14 protein-coding genes and 1 pseudogene are annotated in these 17,636 nt (G+C 69.0%); 7 read left to right on the forward strand and 8 right to left on the reverse strand.

Translation table 11 applies throughout. From position 1 onward, the window contains the following. The 4 genes and pseudogenes from ABT367_RS34920 to ABT367_RS34935 form a co-directional block, all read right to left on the reverse strand. A pseudogene (locus ABT367_RS34920) lies at window positions 1–1,244 on the reverse strand (hypothetical protein); the annotation flags it as partial. A 17-nt stretch (window positions 1,245–1,261) separates the two neighbouring features. Continuing rightward, window positions 1,262–2,212, reverse strand: coding sequence for a hypothetical protein (locus ABT367_RS34925; RefSeq protein ID WP_352257308.1), 951 nt, complete (start codon window positions 2,210–2,212; stop codon window positions 1,262–1,264). Between the two features lie 203 nt (window positions 2,213–2,415). Continuing rightward, a complete protein-coding gene (locus ABT367_RS34930; protein WP_352257309.1) occupies window positions 2,416–2,871 on the reverse strand; it encodes a DUF2690 domain-containing protein in 456 nt (151 codons plus the stop codon). Window positions 2,872–2,953: 82 nt separating this feature from the next. Next, entirely contained in the window at window positions 2,954–3,487 is a 534-nt protein-coding gene (locus ABT367_RS34935) for a hypothetical protein (RefSeq protein WP_352257310.1), read from the reverse strand. A gap of 483 nt (window positions 3,488–3,970) precedes the next feature. Between ABT367_RS34935 and ABT367_RS34940 the strand changes: the two genes are divergently transcribed. From ABT367_RS34940 to ABT367_RS34950, 3 genes are all read left to right on the forward strand, one after another. Beyond that, window positions 3,971–4,573, forward strand: coding sequence for a 2Fe-2S iron-sulfur cluster-binding protein (locus ABT367_RS34940; RefSeq protein WP_352257311.1), 603 nt, complete (start codon window positions 3,971–3,973; stop codon window positions 4,571–4,573). Continuing rightward, the gene (locus ABT367_RS34945) at window positions 4,570–5,568 is read left to right on the forward strand and encodes an FAD binding domain-containing protein (protein WP_352257312.1); all 999 of its coding nucleotides are present in this window, start codon (window positions 4,570–4,572) and stop codon (window positions 5,566–5,568) included. The genes ABT367_RS34940 and ABT367_RS34945 overlap by 4 nt, the downstream gene beginning before the upstream one ends. 102 nt (window positions 5,569–5,670) lie before the next feature. Next, a complete protein-coding gene (locus ABT367_RS34950) occupies window positions 5,671–7,776 on the forward strand; it encodes a xanthine dehydrogenase family protein molybdopterin-binding subunit (RefSeq protein ID WP_352257313.1) in 2,106 nt (701 codons plus the stop codon). 34 nt (window positions 7,777–7,810) lie between these two features. On the opposite strand, the gene ABT367_RS34955 is transcribed toward ABT367_RS34950, so the two are convergent. Continuing rightward, a complete protein-coding gene (locus tag ABT367_RS34955; protein WP_352257314.1) occupies window positions 7,811–8,839 on the reverse strand; it encodes a PHP domain-containing protein in 1,029 nt (342 codons plus the stop codon). A 360-nt stretch (window positions 8,840–9,199) separates the two neighbouring features. Here ABT367_RS34955 and ABT367_RS34960 point away from each other — a divergent pair, with 360 nt between their 5' ends. The 4 genes from ABT367_RS34960 to ABT367_RS34975 all read left to right on the forward strand — a co-directional run bounded on the left by ABT367_RS34960 (window position 9,200) and on the right by ABT367_RS34975 (window position 14,911). After that, window positions 9,200–12,046: a PQQ-dependent sugar dehydrogenase gene (locus ABT367_RS34960; RefSeq protein ID WP_352257321.1), complete on the forward strand. Its 2,847-nt coding sequence runs from the start codon at window positions 9,200–9,202 to the stop codon at window positions 12,044–12,046. Window positions 12,047–12,071: 25 nt separating this feature from the next. After that, window positions 12,072–13,844: a ThuA domain-containing protein gene (locus ABT367_RS34965; protein WP_352257315.1), complete on the forward strand. Its 1,773-nt coding sequence runs from the start codon at window positions 12,072–12,074 to the stop codon at window positions 13,842–13,844. Between the two features lie 91 nt (window positions 13,845–13,935). Beyond that, a complete protein-coding gene (gene arr / locus ABT367_RS34970) occupies window positions 13,936–14,346 on the forward strand; it encodes an NAD(+)--rifampin ADP-ribosyltransferase (RefSeq protein ID WP_352257316.1) in 411 nt (136 codons plus the stop codon). Between the two features lie 40 nt (window positions 14,347–14,386). Next, the gene (locus tag ABT367_RS34975; RefSeq protein WP_352257317.1) at window positions 14,387–14,911 is read left to right on the forward strand and encodes a GNAT family N-acetyltransferase; all 525 of its coding nucleotides are present in this window, start codon (window positions 14,387–14,389) and stop codon (window positions 14,909–14,911) included. 93 nt (window positions 14,912–15,004) lie between these two features. Here ABT367_RS34975 and ABT367_RS34980 read toward each other — a convergent pair whose 3' ends face one another. The 3 genes from ABT367_RS34980 to ABT367_RS34990 form a co-directional block, all read right to left on the reverse strand. Further along, a complete protein-coding gene (locus ABT367_RS34980) occupies window positions 15,005–15,718 on the reverse strand; it encodes an alpha/beta fold hydrolase (protein ID WP_352257318.1) in 714 nt (237 codons plus the stop codon). A 71-nt stretch (window positions 15,719–15,789) separates the two neighbouring features. Further along, complete coding sequence (locus ABT367_RS34985) at window positions 15,790–16,371, reverse strand: dihydrofolate reductase family protein (protein ID WP_352257319.1); 582 nt, start codon at window positions 16,369–16,371, stop codon at window positions 15,790–15,792. An 84-nt stretch (window positions 16,372–16,455) separates the two neighbouring features. Further along, window positions 16,456–17,361, reverse strand: coding sequence for a helix-turn-helix domain-containing protein (locus ABT367_RS34990; RefSeq protein WP_352257320.1), 906 nt, complete (start codon window positions 17,359–17,361; stop codon window positions 16,456–16,458). Window positions 17,362–17,636: the final 275 nt, after the last annotated feature.

Genomic DNA, 17,636 nt, shown 5'->3' on the forward strand with positions numbered 1-17,636 from the left:
CGCCCGGCGGCCGCGTTGCCCGTGCGGTCGGCGCCGGGACGCAGGTCAAGGGTCACGGACTTGCCGGACTCCAGCAGGCGCAGCGCGGTACGCGCGGGACGCGGGGCAGCGGCGTCCTCCGGGTTGACCAGGGTGGTCTTGCCGTCGGACCACGTGGTGGTCAGGGCTGCCCGGGCGTGGCTGGAGATCGCCGCGCCCTTGGGGAGCCTGCCGGGGTTGTGCACCCGCCGGGGGAGCGTCTTCGACGTGGCCTCACCGGTGATGAACACCTCGCCGCGTGCCGAGCGGGTCAGGTCCCAGGCGTGCAGCTTGCCGGAGGCGACGGTGACGGGCGTGGTCTTCCTGCCCTGCGCGACCTTGGCGCGGTCCAGGTGCTTGGCCCAGCCGGCCGGCGTCTTGGACGTGGACTTGTCGAGCTCGCGGTCGATGAAGGTGATGCCGCCGTCGGCGTCGGCGGTGATCTGGAACGGCACCGTTGTCGTGGAGGCCAGGGTCTTCTCGGTCTTGCCGTTGATCCGTACCAGCTTGTTCCCGTGCGCGGCGACGATGCCCTCGGCCGTGGGGATGGCCGAAGTGATCTGCCCGCCGAGCGTGACAGGCTCGGACTTCTTGCCGGTCGCCGCGTCGACGGCGATCAGGCGCGTCTGCTGCTTCTTGTCACCGTCGTGCGTGAGCTGGGTGAACACCGCCTGGTCGCCTTGGCCGCAGCCGGGCGAGAAGTACGCGAGCGAGGACTGGAACGGCAGTTTGGTGACCTTGCCCGAGGTCAGGTCGACCACCGCGGTGAAGGCGCCGCGCACCATCAGCTCGGGCTTGTTGGTGAACATGCGCGGGGCGTAGGAGACGGCCGCGAACTTGCCTGACCCGGTGACGCAGTGGTTGCCGATCCAGGTGTCCGAGGCGAACCCGTCCTCGAACAGGCTGGCCATCGTGCGCAGTTGGTAGCCGTCCTTCTCCTTGCCCGCGAGGAGGTGGAAGCCGGTGCCGTCGCCGGTCGCGGTGACCGCGGTGTCGGCGGAGTCCGCGTAGTCCTTGCCGAGCAGGCCGGCACGATCCTTCGCGGGGATGGCGGAGGGCTTCAGGGAGACCTTGCTCTGCTGCTGGGTGGATTCGCTCCAGCCCTGAGCCGCGCCCTGCGGCGGCTTTGATTCCTCGGCCTGCGCGGGCAGGCCCAGGGGTATCGCCAGCGCGGTGGCCACCGCGAGGGTGACCGGCACGCGCAGACGGATACGTCTGTGTCTCAACGTTCTTCCTTCTCTGGTTACTTGACAGCCTTGGCGGCTGCGAGGATCTCGCTCATGCGCGCCTTGACGGCGGCGAGTCGGTCCTTGTTCTCCTTGATCAGGCGCTTCTGGACGGCCGACTCCTCCTGGAACCAGACCTTGATCAGACGGGTCTGCTTCTTGCAGTCGAGGTCGTCCGACGCGAGTGCGATCGCGTTCTTCGTGGCGTGGTCGCCGTCGCCGTCGGCGAGGCCCTGCTCCATGGCACGGAACGGGTCGGCGGCCTTGTGGCCCTTGGCCTTCATGCAGGCCGACCAGTCCGTGATCGCCTTGTCCACCGGCTTGGCGGGCCGGGAATCGGAAAGGCTCCTCGAGGCGAGCTGGGAGACGAAGCCCGCATCCAACTCGTCGAGCTTGAGCTGCTGTTGCGACCAGCCGATACAGCCGCCCTTGTGCAGCTTCTTGCCGTTGTGCTCCGCACGAGCGGGCTCGGTCTTCTCGGACGCGCCGAAGTAGGAACCGTCACCGCCCGTGGGCGCGGCGACCGGCTCCGGCTTGGTGTGACCGGTGAGGACCTCGACCTGGACATCGGGCAGGTCGGGCAGCTCCTGATCGGTGTGCTTGCGCAGTTCGGGCGGCAGCAGGTAGCCGTACCTCTTCGCCTGGGCGCGGTCGGTGATGCCGTAACGGCGCTCGATATTGATGGAGTTGCTGCTGGCCGGCGGGTTCACACCAGGGCGTGGCAGGTCGACGGTGAATCCGTACTCGGACATGCAGCGCGTCTGCAGCGTGCGCAGGGCCGTGTCGACCGTGACCTGATCGGCATACGCCGTCATGTAGGCCTCGAGCGGCAGCGCCAAGCCCTTGGCCAGCCCGGAAGCAGGCGTCTGCGCAGGCCAGTTGCTGCGGTCGACAGGTGCCTGGCCCTTCGCTGCGTGGGAGGACGATCCGGACGACGAGCACGCACCAAGAGTGATTGTCGCGAGCATGACAGCCACGGTGACACTCGTCGTTCGCTTGGGGATGTGCACAAACTTTCCTTGTCTACGTGAAGCAGCACCACCGCGTGGAATCGACGGCTTGCGGTGCGCCGCCCGGCCCCTGCCCGAATCCCCCGTGAGATGGGACGGCGCAGGCGGGGCCGGTCTGGCTTCTTGCGTCGGCTACTGCCGCGTCATGCTCGGTCGATGGCTCAGAACTTCGTGCTGCACTTCATCGGGTACTCGTTGCCGACGAAGGCGATGCAGACGCGGTAGTAGTAGCTGGCGCCGCCCAGCATGTTCGACCAGTCCGTGCCACCCTTGTTGTCCGGCACCCGGATGCTGAGCGAGCGGATCAGCTTGCCGGCCGAGTCGTACTTCTCGATGTAGCCGTACGAGTTGTAGAGCGAGTTCGAGGAATTGTTCGTGACCCGGACCCAGGCCGCGCTGCACCCCGCCGACCAACGCAGCTCGGCCCTGCGGCTGTTGTTGTCGATGGTTCTCTGGGTGGAGACGCTCGCCGTCTCGCAGCCCGTGGCCCGCGGGCCCTGGTTGTCGCAGCCCGCGCCGCTGCAGCTCGCGGCGTAGGAGGTGCCGGCCAGGGGTACCAGGCTCATCCCGACGATGGCCGCCGAGACGGTCGCGGTGCGGGCCAGTGCTTTCTTCATGAGGACTCCGAGTTGGGATCGCGTGAATGCGGACAGCGGTGGGCGGCGCCCGATCGGACATGGCTGACCGCGGGCGCCGCTGCTAGTTGCAGGGGCGTGCGTTCGTCTTGCGGTCGATGAGTGCCGTGGTGGCGGACTTCGAGGTCTTCATGACGGCAATGGCCGTGGCGCAGTACGTGGTCACGTTCATGCGGACGGGGCCGGCGTACTGGCTGAAGGTTCCCTCGTCCGTCACGCAGGTGGGGGTCGTCTTGTAGTCGCAGACCTTTACCTTCATGTACTTGGCGGAGCCGGTGTTGTTGTCGAAGATGGCGCAGACGCCGTCACCCGAGGTCTGGTTGTAGACGAACAGGGTGCCCAGACGCGTCGCGTCGGGCAGGCGCTCGGCGTAGTAGAGCTGGTAGCTGCTGCCGCAGAGGTTGCCCGTCGCCAGGACCGCCGCGGTCTCCTCCTCGGCGATGGCCCGCGTCGTGTCATCCGCCTTCGCGGAGATCTTCAGCTCCGTCTTCGCGGGAGCTTCCCCGGCCGAGGCCTGCGGCGCACTCATGCCGAAGGCTGCGAGAGCCACCACGGCGGCTGCGGCGCGGACGGAGTTCTTCTTGGTCATGGCAGACATTGCCGTTCCCCCTCGTGTGCCGCGTGGACGACGGTCCGCGCGCGAGGGTGCCCCTGACTGCATCAGGAAGCCTCACGCCCAGCGGACGTTCATCCATGCGGAGTTGATGTGCTGCGGGGCGATTTGCCTACGCAACGGCCGTAAGCAGCGGGGGTGTTGGAGTCGCCAACCCTTCCCCGTCTGGACGGCTCGTGCATTAGATCATCACGACATCGGCAGGAAGCGGACATTGCCCGGTGCAAGATCATCACAAGTGGGCATCAACAAAATGTTGAAAGCGTTCCGAATGAGTGAGCCGTACAACCTTGGGGCCCTCTCGGTTGTCGGCGCGGCTTCCCGTTGGGACGACCGGCGACCAGCGGCGCGAGCACTGCTGCGCCCATGCTTCTGGCTTCATTCCGGCATGCCGGAATGTGTGTGCTGGCTCAGGCTGGTTACAGGAGGACCGCAAAGACCACGTCAGGGATGAGGGAGCAGCGCGCCATGGGAACCGATGTGTTCCATTCGGAAGTGCCCATGACGGTGAACGGCGCGGGGCACAGTCCTGTCGTCGATCACCGCTCGACCTTGCTGGACGTGCTGCGGGAGCAACTGGACCTGACGGGTGCAAAGAAGGGCTGCGATCACGGCCAGTGCGGAGCCTGCACCGTCCTCGTCGACGGTCGCCGCGTCAACAGCTGCCTGGTGCTGGCCGTCTCCCTCGAGGGATGCGAGATCACCACCGTCGAAGGGCTGCGGGACGCCGACGGTGAGCGCTTGCACCCTCTTCAGCGGGCCTTCATCGAGCGGGACGCCTTCCAGTGCGGTTACTGCACCCCGGGACAGCTGTGCTCCGCCGCCGGCGTTCTGGCCGAGGCCGAGGCGGGCCACCCCTCGCACGTGACGGGTCCGGATGCCGCCACCGACGCCCCCGTACGGCTGACCAAGGACGAGATCCGGGAGCGGCTCAGCGGGAACCTGTGCCGCTGCGGCGCGTACCCGCACATCGTCGAAGCGGTGGAGGACGTCACTCGCGAGGAGCTCGCCGACCATGACCAGGGCGGCCGTGGCACGCAGGGTGCGTACGACGAGGTCGATGCGCGATGAAGCCCTTCCGGTACGTACGCGCCCACAGCGTCGAGGAGGCGACCGCCGCCCACGCAGGCCGGGCCACTTCCCGCTATCTGGGAGGCGGGACCAACCTCGTCGACCTGATGAAACTGGGCGTCGAACGGCCCGAGACCCTGATCGACGTGAGCCGTCTCGACCTGGACGGTGTCGAGGAGCTTGCCGACGGGTCGGTGCGCCTCGGCGCCACCGTGCGCAACAGCGACCTCGCCGCCCACCCGCTGGTCCGCGACCGTTACCCCGTACTGTCCCAAGCCCTGCTTTCCGGGGCCTCCGGCCAGCTGCGCAACGCCGCCACCACGGGCGGGAACCTGCTCCAGCGCACGCGCTGTCCCTACTTCCAGGACCTCGACAAGCCCTGCAACAAGCGCGAGCCCGGCAGCGGCTGCGGCGCGCGCGAGGGCGTGAGCCGCGACCTCGCCGTCCTCGGCCACTCGGCGCAGTGCGTGGCCACCCACCCTTCCGACATGGCGGTCGCGCTCGCCGCGCTGGACGCCCAGGTCGAGCTGCGCGGGCCGCAAGGTCCGCGGACGCTGCCCGCGGCCGAGTTCCACCGGCTGCCGGGCGACCGCCCGGACCGGGACACCGAGCTCGACCACGGCGAACTCATCACCGGCGTGCTGCTGCCGCCCTCGACCGCCGGCCTGCCCTGCGCCTACCGCAAGGTGCGCGACCGCGCGTCGTACGCCTTCGCGCTGGCATCCGTCGCCGTGGTGCTCGGCATCGAGGACTCCGCCGTACGCACGGTGCGGATCGCCTTCGGCGGTCTGGCGCACCGGCCCTGGCGCGCCCTGCGCGCCGAAGAGGCGCTCCTGGGCCAGGCGCCGACCGACGAGGCGTTCCTACGGGCCGTCGACAGCGACCTGTCCGAGGCCGAGCCGCTGCGCGACAACGCGTTCAAGGTGCCGCTCGCCCGCAACATCGCCTGCGACGTGCTGCGCCGCCTGGCCGCGGCGCCTGCCTCGACGTACTGAGCGGCGCCCGCCGCGACGTGCGGAGCGGCCCTCGCCACGACGTGCTGGGCAGCCCCCGCCACGACGAACTGAACCGTCCGATCCGTTTCCAGGGAGAACCTCATGCCGGACACCGTCAGTGCTCTCGGGGCGCCTGCCGAGCGCCGAGAGGGGCCGGACAAGGTGACCGGGACCGCGCGCTACGCCGCCGAGTATCTGCCCGACGGCTGCGCCTATGCCTGGCCCGTGCCTGCCGGAGTGGCCCGCGGCGAGGTCACGGCCGTCGACGACAAGGCGGCGCTCGCGGTGCCCGGCGTCATCAAGGTCCTCAGCCACCTCAACGCCCCGCGCCTTGCCCAACCGGACGACGCGACCCTCGCGGTACTGCAGGACGACCGCGTCCCGCACCGAGGCTGGTACGTCGCGCTCGTCGTCGCCGACACGCTCGAGGCGGCACGCGAGGGCGCCGCGGCTGTCCGGATCGACTACGCCGAAGCGGACCATGACGTCACTCTGCGCACCGACCATCCCGACGCGTACGTGCCCGAGGACAAGGACGGCACGTCGGGGGAGCATGTGCGCGGTGACGCGGAGGCGGCATTCGAGTCCGCGCCGGTACGCGTCGATGTCGAATACCACGTGCCGCCCCTGCACAACCACCCGATGGAGCCGCACGCGGCCACCGCGCAATGGCACGACGGGCATCTGACCGTGCACGACTCCAGCCAGGGGGCGACCACCGTCCGCGATGTGCTGGCCGGCCTGTTCGAACTGCCTGCGGAGCGGATCACGGTGGTCTCCGAGCATGTCGGTGGCGGCTTCGGTTCCAAGGGCACACCGCGGCCGCATGTGGTGCTCGCCGCCATGGCCGCCCACGTCACCGGCAGGCCCGTGAAACTCTCCCTGCCCCGGCGGCAGTTGCCCGCCGTGGTCGGCCACCGTTCGCCGACCGTGCACCGGCTGCGGCTCGCGGCACAGGACGACGCGACGCTGCTCTCGGTGATCCATGAGGTGACCGGTCACACCTCCCGCGTCAAGGAGTTCGTGGAGACGGGAGCGGCCGCCACCCGCGTCATGTATCCGTCCCCGCATGCGCGCACCACCCACCGCGTGGTGCCCCTCGATGTGCCGAGCCCGTCCTGGATGCGGGCGCCGGGGGAGGCGCCCGGCATGTACGCGCTGGAGTCGGCGATGGACGAACTGGCCGTCGAACTCGGCGTCGACCCGGTTGAACTGCGGCTGCGCAACGACACCGACACCGAGCCCGACAGCTCGAAACGGTTCAGCAGCCGTCATCTCGCCGAGTGTCTGAGGGAGGGCGCCCGCCGCTTCGGCTGGGCCGGGCGCGACCCGCGCCCCCGGTCCCGTTCGCAGGAGACCGTCCTGCTGGGGAGCGGAGTGGCCGCGGCCACTTACCCGGTGAACGCCTCGCCGTCCCAGGCCGTCGCCCACGCTTTCCCGGACGGCAGTTACGTGGTGCGGGTCAACGCCACGGATATCGGTACGGGCGCGCGTACCGTGCTCGCGCAGGTCGCCGCCGACGCGCTGGGCGTGCCGGTGGAACGGGTGCGCACCGAGATCGGGAGCAGTGACCTGCCGGCCGCGCCGCTGGCCGGCGGATCCTCGGGAACGGCGTCCTGGGGCTGGGCCGTGCATGAGGCCTGTGCGCGGCTGGCCGAGCGGCTCACGAGGTCCGGGGGCAAGGAGTTGCCCCCGGAGGGGATCAGCGCCAGGGCCGACACGGCGGGTGCCGCCGACGCCGACAGTGACTTCGCGCGGCACGCGTTCGGCGCCCACTTCGCCGAGGTCGGCGTCGACACGGTGACCGGTGAAGTCCGGGTGCGCCGCCTCCTCGGGGTCTACGCCGCCGGGCGCATCCTCAACGCCCGCACGGCACGCTCGCAGTTCGTCGGAGGGATGGTCATGGGACTGGGGATGGCGTTGACGGAAGGCAGCACGATGGACCCGGCCTTCGGCGATTTCACCGAGTCCGACCTCGCCGGCTACCACGTGCCCGCGCATGCCGACGTACCGTTGGTCGAGGCGCACTGGATCGACGAGGAGGACCCTCACCTCAATCCCATGGGGAGCAAGGGGATCGGCGAGATCGGCATCGTCGGGACGGCTGCCGCCATCGGCAACGCGGTGTATCACGCGACGGGCGTGCGGCTGCGGGAACTGCCCCTCACACCGGACCGGGTGCTGACGGCACTGGACGGCCGAGCCTGACCGCAGCACGCCCTGGACCATCCGCCCGCCACCGTCAACTGGCCGACCGGGCCCGGCTCTTGCGTGTCCACGCCAGCAGCTCGTCGGCCGTCCAGGTGGTCACCACGCGCTCGAAGGGAACGCCGCACTCCTCGGCCCGTGCGCAGCCGATGATCTGCCAGTCCAGCTGACCGGGCGCGTGGGCGTCGGTGTCGACGGAGAACAGCACCCCTGCCTCGACCGCTTTGCGCAGCAGGCGCCGTGGCGGGTCCAGCCGTTCGGGACGGCTGTTGATCTCCACAGCCGTGCCCGCTTCCGCGCACGCGGCGAACACCTTGTCCGCGTCGAACTCGGACTCGGGGCGGCCGCGGCCGGTGACGAGCCGGCCGGTGCAGTGCCCGAGGATGTCGGCGCGGGGGTCGCTGACCGCGCGGATCATGCGGCGGGTCATCGAAACCGCGTCCATGCGCAGCTTGGAGTGGACGGAGACGACCACCACGTCGAGCCGGTCGAGCAGTTCGGGCTCCTGGTCCAGGGAGCCGTCGTCCAGGATGTCGCACTCGATGCCGGTGAGCAGCCGGAAAGGCGCCCAGCTCTCGTTGAGCCGGGCGACGACATCCAGTTGCTCCCGCAGCCGTTGGGGGGAGAGGCCCCGGGCGATGGTCAGCCGCGGCGAGTGGTCGGTGAGCACCGCCCATTCGTGCCCGATGTCCCGTGCGGCCCGGCCCATTTCCTCGATGGGGCTGCCGCCGTCGGACCAGTCCGAGTGCAGGTGACAGTCGCCACGCAGCAGCGCCCGCAGTTCGGCGCCACCCCCGGTGATCGGTTCGCGCGCCTCCGCCTCCAGCCGCTCCAGATAAGCGGGTACGTCGCCGGCCAGGGCCTCACGGATGACACCGGCGGTCTTGGGCCCGATGCCCTTGAGCGACTCGAGGGACCCGTCGGCGGCGCGGCTCGCGACCTCGCCCTCGGCAAGGCCCTGTACGACAGCGGCCGCTGTACGGAAGGCACGCACCCGGTAGGTGGGTGCGCGGCCCCGTTCCAGCAGAAAGGCGATCCGCTCCAGTGCCTCCACGGGCTCCATCGGCACCTCCGGCCTGCGGGACTGCGACCGCGTACGGCCGCTCCGGCACTTTCCAGCGTCGCGCAGGTACGGGCTCGCGGCACGGCGAACGGTGACACCGAAGCTGCCACGAAGAGAGCCAAAGGCCCGCCGGCCCGCGCGCAGACCTGACCCCTCCCTTTGTCCTGCCCGTGGGGAAAGTAGCGAGCGTGCGCGCCGAAGGGCTTCCGGGATCGGACCAACGCCGCTAACTTCCTGAAATGGACCGGTCAACTCTTGGGTGGGCCGGCCGACCAAGGCGCGACGGCGCGCGCCGAGCTCTCCCTTGCCCGTCCTGTTCAGGCCTTGACCCCCCAACGGGAGGCACCCGTGCGCACACGCATGCCTGGATCCACGAGAGCACCAAGACATCGAAGACTCCGCCGCCTGCCGGCACTGCTCGTCTCGGCGCTGCTCGCCGCCGGTGCCCTGAGCCCGGTCGCGGCAGCCGCAGAGGATGAGCCGTCCGCGGCGGCCGAGGAGTTCCAGCAGGTCACGCTGGCCAAAGGTGTCGCCGAAACCGGCGAACCCATGACCATGGCCGTACTGCCGGACCGCTCGGTACTGCACACCTCACGCGACGGCACACTGCGCCTTACGGACGCCGCGGGAACCACCAAGGTGGCCGGCAAGCTCGATGTGTACAGCCACGACGAAGAGGGACTGCAAGGCGTCGGCATCGACCCCGCCTTCGCCTCGAACCGGTTCGTCTTCCTGTACTACGCGCCGAAGTTGACCACTCCGGCGGGCGACGCCCCGGCCGAGGGGGCGGCGGCGGACTTCGCCCCGTTCGACGGTGTGAACCGGCTGTCGCGCTTCGTCCTCAAGCAGGACGGCACGCTCGACCTGGCCAGCGAGAAGAAGATCCTCGACGTGCCCGCCTCGCGCGGCATCTGCTGCCACGTCGGCGGCGACATCGACTTCGACAAGGCCGGCAACCTCTACCTGTCCACAGGCGACGACACCAACCCGTTCGCCTCCGACGGCTACACGCCCATCGACGAGCGCACCAACCGCAACCCCGCATACGACGCCCAGCGCAGCGCCGGCAACACCAACGATCTGCGCGGCAAGATCCTGCGCATCAAGGTCAACGCGGACGGCACGTACTCCGCTCCGGCCGGCAACCTGTTCGCACCGGGTACCGCGAAGACCCGGTCCGAGATCTATGCGATGGGCTTTCGCAACCCGTTCCGTATGAGCGTCGACAAGACCACCGGCATCGTCTACGTGGGCGACTACGGACCCGACGCCGGAACCGCTTCAGCGACCCGCGGCCCCGCGGGCCAGGTGGAGTTCGCCCGCGTCACCAAGGCCGGCAACTTCGGCTGGCCGTACTGCACCGGCAAGAACGACGCCTACGTGGACTACAACTTCGCCACCAACGCCTCCGGCGCGAAGTTCGACTGCGCCGCGCCGAAGAACACCTCCCCGCGCAACACCGGCCTGACCGACCTGCCGCCGGCCCAGGCCGCGTGGATTCCGTACGACGGCGGCTCGGTACCCGAGTTCGGTTCCGGATCCGAGTCGCCGATGGGCGGGCCCGTCTACCGCTACGACGCCGCCTCCACCTCGGACGTGAAGTTCCCCGAGACCTACGACGGGGACTTCTTCGCCGGTGAGTTCGGCCGCCGCTGGATCAAGCGGATCGAGCACGCGGGCGACGGAACCGTACAGTCCATCAACGCCTTCCCCTGGACCGGTACCCAGGTGATGGACATGGCCTTCGGCCCGGACGGCGCGCTGTACGTCCTCGACTACGGCACCGGCTACTTCAACGGCGACGCCAACTCGGCCCTGTACCGCATCGAGCACATCACCGGCGGCCACGCTCCGGTCGCACAGGCCAAGGCGAACGTGACCTCGGGCAAGGCCCCGCTCGCGGTGGCGTTCTCCTCGGCGGGCACGTCCGACGCCGACGGTGACGCGCTGACGTACGCGTGGACCTTCGGCGACGGCGCGACCTCCACGGCCGCCAACCCGTCGCACACCTACACCGCCAACGGCCAGTACACGGCCACGCTCAAGGCGACGGACACGACCGGAAAGTCGGCGACCGCGTCGGTGCAGATCACGGTCGGCAACACGGCGCCCACGGTCCGGGTCGACCTGCCTCTGGACGGGGCGATCTACGACTTCGGCGCGGCGATCCCGTTCAAGGTGACGGTGACCGATCCCGAGGACGGCACGATCGACTGCTCGAAGGTCAAGGTCAACTTCATCGTCGGCCACGACAGCCACGGCCACCCGCAGACCTCTGCCACCGGCTGCACGGGCACCCTGCAGACCCTGGCCGACGGCGAACACGACCCGAACGCCAACATATTCGGGGTCATCGACGCCGAGTACACCGACAAGGGCGCGAACGGCCAGCCCGCGCTGACCACCCACGACCAGCAGGTCGTCCAGCCCAGCCACCGCCAGGGCGAGCACTACTCCTCGTCCTCGGGCGTCCAGGTCGTCAGCCACACCCCGGCGCACGGCGGCAAGACCGTCGGCTACATCGAGAACGGCGACTGGATCGCCTTCACGCCGTACGCGCTGGCCAATGCCACCAAGTTCACGGCGCGAGTGTCCTCGGGCGGTGCCGGCGGCACCATCGAGGTCCGGGCGGGGTCGGCCACGGGCACGCTGCTCGGCACGGCGACCGTGCCGGTGACCGGCGGCTGGGAGACCTTCCAGGACGTCACGGCCACTCTGAGCAACCAGCCGGCCGCGTCGACGAGTCTGTACCTCGTCTTCAAGGGCGCCACCGGCTCCCTGTTCGACGTGGACGAGTTCTCCTTCACCACCGGCACACCCACCGCGCGCACGGGACCCGTCAAGGGGGTCAACAGCAAGTGCCTGGATGTGCGGGGCGGTGCGAGTGCGGACGGGACGCAGGTGCAGATCTACACCTGCAACACTTCGGCGGCGCAGCAGTGGACCGTGGCTGCGGACCAGACGCTGCGGGCATTGGGCAAGTGCCTTGACGTGTCCGGTGGCGGCAGCGCGGACGGCACGAAGATCCAGCTGTGGACGTGCAATGGCTCGGGTGCGCAGAAGTGGGTCGCACAGTCCGACGGCACGGTCCGCAACCCGCAGTCGGCGAAGTGCCTCGATGCGTCGGGCAGCACGTGGAACGACAGCACAGTGGTCCACCTGTGGACCTGCCACACCGGCGCCAACCAGAAATGGACCCTGCCGTAACGAAGGGACGGAGGTGCAACACACCATGCGTACAGGACGATTCACACGCTCAGGCCCGCGAACACTGCTCGGCCTCCTCGCGGGCGCGGCCCTGCTGCTGAGCCCGCAGGCCGTGGCGCAGACCGCCGAACGGACGGCTCCGGCCGCCGCGCAACAGGCGCGCAGCGCCGCCGACCCGGCGTACAAGGTGCTTGTCTTCTCCAAGACGGCGGGCTTCAGGCACTCCTCGATCGATGAGGGCCTCACGGCCCTGCGCTCACTCGGCGCGGCGAACAACTTCACCGTCGACGCCACGGAGAACGCCGCGGCCTTCACCACGGCCAACCTCGGCCAGTACAAAGCGGTCGTGTTCCTGTCCACGACGGGCGACGTCCTCGACGGCGCGCAGCAGACCGCATTCGAGGGTTACATCAAGGGAGGCGGCGGTTACGTGGGCATCCACGCGGCCGCCGACACCGAGTACGACTGGCCCTTCTACGCGGGCCTTGCCGGGGCGCTGTTCCAGTCGCATCCGGCCATCCAGACGGCGACCGTAAAAGTGGAGGACCGCGCGCACGACGCCACGGCCCATCTGCCGACGACCTGGCAGCGCACCGACGAGTGGTACAACTACCGCTCCAACCCCCGGACTTCGGCCCACGTCCTGGCCTCGCTCGACGAGTCCAGCTACTCGGGCGGCAGCATGTTCGGCGACCATCCGATCGCCTGGTGCAAGGACTACCAGGGCGGCCGGGCCTTCTACACCGGAGGCGGCCACACCGAGGGGTCCTTCAGCGAGACGGCGTTCACCCGGCATCTCCTTGGCGGCATCCGCTGGGCGGCCGGGATGACCGAGGCGGACTGCCGGCCGGAGACCGGCTACACCTCACTGTTCAACGGCTCCTCCACCACCGGCTGGAAGCAGGCGGGACCCGGCGGCTTCACCCTGGCCGACTCCACGCTCACCTCGTACGACGGTCTCGGCATGCTCTGGTACAACGCGAAGGAATTCACCGGCGACTACTCGCTCAAGCTCGACTGGCGCATGGCCGGCGACGACAACTCCGGTGTCTTCGTGGGCTTCCCGGCCTCCGACGATCCCTGGTCGGCGGTGAACAACGGCTACGAGATCCAGATCGACGCGACGGACACCGCGGACCGCACCACGGGTTCGGTGTACGGCTTCAAGTCGGCCGACCTCGCGGCACGCGACGCGGCGTTGAACCCGCCGGGGGAGTGGAACACCTACGAACTCCGCGTCACCGGTGAGCGTCTGGAGATCTTCCTCAACGGCCGGAAGATCAACGACTTCACCAACACGGATCCCGCCCGCAGCCTCAAGCAGGGTCATATCGGCCTCCAGAACCACGGCAGCGGGGACGACGTCGCCTTCCGCAACGTCCGCATCAAGCAGGCCGGCACCACTGACCCGACGCCGCGTACGGGTGCGGTGAAAGGGGTGAACGGCAAGTGCCTGGATGTGCGGGGCGGGGCGAGTGCGGACGGGACGCAGGTGCAGATCTACACCTGCAACACCTCGGCGGCGCAGCAGTGGACCGTGGCTGCGGACCAGACGCTGCGGGCATTGGGCAAGTGCCTTGACGTGTCCGGTGGTGGCAGCGCGGACGGCACGAAGATCCAGCTGTGGACGTGCAACGGCTCGGGTGCGCAGAAGTGGGTCGCACAGTCCGACGGCACGGTCCGCAACCCGCAGTCCGCGAAGTGTCTGGACGCGTCGGGCGGAACGTGGAACGACAGCACACCGGTTCACCTGTGGACCTGCCACACCGGCGCCAACCAGAAATGGACCCTGCCGTAACGAAGGGACGGAAACGTGACGGCGCGCGCCACGGGGTCGCGGACTCTGTGGCGCGCTGCCGCGCGGAAGACCGGCTTGATAGCCTGCGGCGATGAATCCCGTGCTGGACGAGGGGCCTTTCTTCCACGGAACAAAGGCCGACCTGCGGGTCGGAGATCACCTCACCGCTGGTTTCCGTTCCAACTACCGGCCCGACGTCGTCATGAACCACATCTACTTCACGGCATTGCGTGACGGCGCGGGACTGGCTGCCGAACTCGCCGCAGGGGACGGCGCTCCGCGCGTGTATGTGGTCGAACCCACCGGGGAGTTCGAGAACGATCCCAATGTCACCGACAAGAAGTTCCCCGGAAATCCCACCCGCTCATATCGCAGCGCGGAACCGCTCCGGATCGTTGGCGAAATCACCGATTGGACGCGGCAGACACCCGAAGCTCTTCAGCTGTGGCGAGACCGGCTGGCCGCCATCCGCGCCGATGACCGTGCCGAAATCATCAACTAACCGATCGATCCCCAGGAAGCGATCAGTTAGCCTCCCGCCCATGGAGACGCTTCTGTACGGCGCCGAGGTGACCCTCCGGCCCGCTGCCCCCTCCGACGTTCCGGCGCTGGCCGCCATCCGGGCGAAGCCCGAGGTCTACGCGCGCTGGCGCGGCGACGCGGACCTTGCCGCGGAGGTCGCCGGCGACCTCGAAGACCCCGGCGTCAACCTGCTGGTCATCGAGCTGGACGGCCGCACGGTCGGGGGCATCCAGTGGGGCGAGGAGACCGATCCGGACTACCGGCACGCGAACATCGACCTCTATCTGGACCCGTCGGCGCACGGACGGGGCCTGGGCACCGACGCCGTCCGCACCCTGGCTCGGCACCTCGTCACCGACCACCGCTTCCATCGCCTGGTGATCGATCCGGCCGCGGACAACGCCGCCGCCATCCGCTGCTACACCAAGGTCGGCTTCCGCCCGGTCGGCATCATGCGCAACTACGAACGCGGACCGGACGGCAGCTGGCACAACGGGCTCCTGATGGACCTGCTGGCCGATGAGCTGACCGCCTACGATCACTGACGCCTTGGAATCGATCAACTGAGGGCTGTCCCGTAAGCGCACACAGCGTCGCGTCGGGCGGCTCAGGTACGTCAGTTGCGTCAGAGGGTGCTGTCACTCCACGGCGGAATCGATAAGAATCTGCGCCAGTTCACGCGGCTGGGAGAACATCGGCCAATGGCCGGTGTCCATCTTGACCAGCCGCCAGTGCTCGCTGTTCAGCAGCTCGGCCACGTCTTCGTCGGGCTCGGCGTCATCGGGCTCGGACCCGCCGATCAGGCAAAGGATGTACGTCGCCGGAAGTTTGCCGAGCGACCCTGCGAGCATGGCGGGCTCGGTCAGCGTGGCGCCTGGGTGAGGCGTTGATCCACGGACGAGTCTTGCAACCTGCTCATCGGTGAGGCCTTCGCCTTCATAGTGAGCAGCCGGCACAACCGGCCAGAACCCACCGTTCTCGGCGATCGATGCCTTCACCGCAGCCCCGCCATCGGGCCAGGCGGAGGCAAACGACTCGCCGTCCGTTGGAACACTCGAGTCGACGAATACCACGCGGGCCAGCCGGTCGCCGATACGCTCCGCGGCTTGGCCGACCGGGATGCCCGAGTAGCTGTGGCCTACCAGGACTACGTCACGCAGACCCTGGTGTTCCACCTCGGAGACGATGTCCTGGACGTGGGTCGCTTGCCCTGCGGGTACACCCCGCTTTTCAGCGAGACCGGACAGCGTCAACGGGTAAACGCCATGACCGGCCGCACGCAGATGCGGCGCTACCTCGTCCCACGCCCAGGCCCCAAGCCGTGCACCTGCCACCAGTACGAAGTTCACCATGCCCGTACCGTAGTCGAGCAGTTGATCTACCAGAAAGTGCTTTCGATGCAGGCCCTGGTTCGCCCACCCGCTCAACGGCGTACCCGATAGCGCAGGTGAAGCACCCGGTTGCCCTGAATCGCCGCGTCAGGGTCCTCCAACAGGTGCTGTGCGTCGACCGACCCGAAGTAGCGCTTGCCGGAGCCGAACACGACGGGTACGACGTCCATGCGCACTTCGTCGACCAGGCCCGCGGCGAGCACTTGGCCACCGACGTCGCCGGCGGCGACCTCGACCGTGCGGTCACCCGCGAGCTCCTGCGCCTTGGCCATGGCGGCCTCGACGCCCTCGACGAAGTGGAACGGCGCCTTGGGGTCCCAGTTCTCGGGCTCCGGCCGGTGCGTCACGACGACCACGTGGTCGATCCCGCCCGGAGGCTTTCCGTCCCAGCCGTCCGTGAGGTCGAAGACGTGGCGGCCGACGATGGTCACCCCGATCTCGTCCCAGTACGGCCGGGTGTAGTCGTAGGACGACTGCGACACCTTCAGCGCGCCGCTCTCGTCCAACGGGACGTCACCGCTGGACAACCAGTCGAACAGTGGTCCGGGCTGGTCATGTTCGTCCGCGACGAAGCCGTCCACCGACACCGAGCTGTACATGACCACTTTGCCCACGGGGAGCTCCTCTGCTTCGGGGGCCCCAAATTAGCGTGCCGTGAGCTGTCGCTCTTGTAAGAAATCAATCGGCCGGAAGCGAATTCAATCGGCAGGCAGCGGCCAGCTGTCCAGCACGTGGCCGGGATGTTCGCTCAGGAAGCGCCGCCGGACTTCGACGTACTTGGTCGGCGTGAGCCCGGTGAACGCCCGGAATTCGTGGTTGAAATGGGCCTGGTCGAAGTAGCCTGCGCGACCGGCGAGTCCGCTCCAGTCGACCGGTCCTGCGGGGTCGATCGCGAACACGGTTGCGGTGAAGCGGTGGGTGCGGGCCAGCCGCTTCGGTGTGACGCCGACGAGCTCCTTGAACCGCTGGGCCAGATGAGTGCTGCTGACACCGGCTGCGAGCGTCAGATCTCCGATCGGCACCGCCCCGCTCGTCGCCGCGATGACGCTGCTCGTATGGCGGACCAGCTCCAGGCCGTCGGTCTCGCACAGCCGTCGCATCAGCTCCTCCTCGAGCAGCGTCAGCATCGTGTGCGGCCCGCCGGCCGTGGCCAGCCGGTCGCGTAGCTCAGCCATGGCGGGCCGGCCCCACACCTGTTCCACCGTCACCGGCCGGTCGCACAGCTCGGCCGCGGGCATCGGCATGAACGGCGCAAGGCCCCACGGCTTGAAGTGCACGCCCACGGACCGGGTCCACAGCGGGTAGCCGAACTCCAGAGCGCGGGTGGGCGGGGTGACCACGCAGCCGTCGGTGTACTCGGCCGCCTGGGAGTCGGTGCCGGCACGGATGCGGAACGGCGCTCCGAGGTTGACGATGAGAAATGCTCCCGGCATCGGCGGCAGCGTCAGCCGGGCGTACGGCGACGCACCCTCCAGGTAGTAGAGGTCGTCGATCAGCCCGTCCAGCGGCGGTCGCGGCAATCTGGACACGTACTCCACGCCCGCAGTATCGCGGACGCCCGCCGGCATCGAGCGGGTGGCGACCTGTTCGCCGCTCCGATCCATTTCACTTCTCTCGATCCTGCCCCAGCGGATCAGGCGCCTTCACCCTGCCAACCCTCCGGGAGAGCACAGCGGTTGCCCGGGGTTTCGTGTTGCCACGGCGGATCACTCGTCCGTGCACGTCAGGGCTACAGACACTTCGTACCGGCCATGCGCACCAGCACGTCGTACGCACTCCGGCTCACGTGAGGGACCGACATGAACTTCGGCATGCCCCTGCGCCTGGGGCCCGCCTCGCTCGTGGGCGCCGCCGCCGGGCTGACGGCCGGTGCGCTCCG

It is taken from the genome of Streptomyces mesophilus (assembly GCF_040300965.1).
GTDB lineage: Bacteria > Actinomycetota > Actinomycetes > Streptomycetales > Streptomycetaceae > Streptomyces > Streptomyces mesophilus_A.